This window comes from Mesorhizobium sp. ArgA1 (genome assembly GCF_053714375.1).
Genome location: NZ_JBSKBQ010000098.1, coordinates 1 through 1,111, shown reverse-complemented (window position 1 = coordinate 1,111; position 1,111 = coordinate 1). Strand labels below are relative to the sequence as shown.

The following is a 1,111-nucleotide window of genomic DNA, read 5'->3' as shown; positions in this document are numbered from 1 at the left end:
GTAATTACTCACGCCCTTGTCAGGGGCAAGAATCCCTGAATCTATGGGGATATGGATCGCACTGATTTGCAGCGTCTGACGAAGGAAGAGTTGATCGATCTGGTGCTGCGGATGCAGCGGCCAGAGAAGACATCACGCACGTCGTCCAAGCCACCTTCGAGCGATCGCAAGGCGCGTCGGGACAGGGCAAAGCCTGGCGGCGCCAAGGCGGGTCATGAAGGTCACAGCCGCGCCATGAGTGAGGATGCCGATCGCATCATCGATCATCATCCAGACCAATGCCTTTGCTGCCGCGCCAGCCTGTCGAGCGATCTTGCTGCCGAAACCGTCAGCGAGCACGACAAGATTGAGCTTCCCGCGATCAGGCCTTTGATTGAGCGCCATCGGCGTCTGGCAGTCCGTTGCCCGTCCTGCGGCACGCTGGTCGTCGCGGCTGTGCCAGATGCGGCGAAGGGGACGCCGTTCGGGCCACGCGTGCACGCCGTAGCGACCTATCTCAAGACTTTCCAGGCCCTGTCCTACGAGCGGCTGCAGGGCGCGTTCGCGAACCTTTTCGGTCTCACCATTAGCCAGGGCGGACTGATGAACATGTTGCGCAGGGCGCGTTCGCGGCCGAGCGCGACAAGGCCGTCGCGGCGTTGCGCCGGGCCAAGGTCATCGCCTCCGATGAGACCGGCGTGCGGATCGAAGGAAGCAACGCCTATCACTGGGTGTTTCGCTGCGCCGAAGCGGTTGTTCATCAAGCGGCGCCAACGCGCGGCGCCGTCGTGGTCCGGAGCCTGATGGACGGCCATCGGCCCGACGTCTGGTGTTCCGATCGCTATGCCGCGCAACAAGGTCACGCAGATGCGCATCAGACCTGCCTGGCGCATCTCGCCCGCGACGTCGCCTATGCGGACGAGGCAAGTGAGGACATGCTGCCCTCACGGCTCAAGCGTTGGCTGCAAAGGGCCTTCGCCCTAGCCGACGGTATCGAAACCTTCGCCGCCTCGACCATCGCCGGCAAGCGTCGCGCCCTGGAGCGAAGTCTGGACGATATCTTCGCCACCACAACGTCGTGCGATCTGGCCCGCGACATCCAAAACAAGTTCAGGCGAGCTCGCGATCAACT

At 63.2% G+C, this 1,111-nt stretch carries 1 pseudogene; it reads left to right on the top strand.

The features are described from left to right. Positions 1-51: 51 nt before the first annotated feature. Positions 52-1,111: pseudogene (gene tnpC, locus ACWGTI_RS32475) on the top strand (IS66 family transposase); the annotation flags it as partial.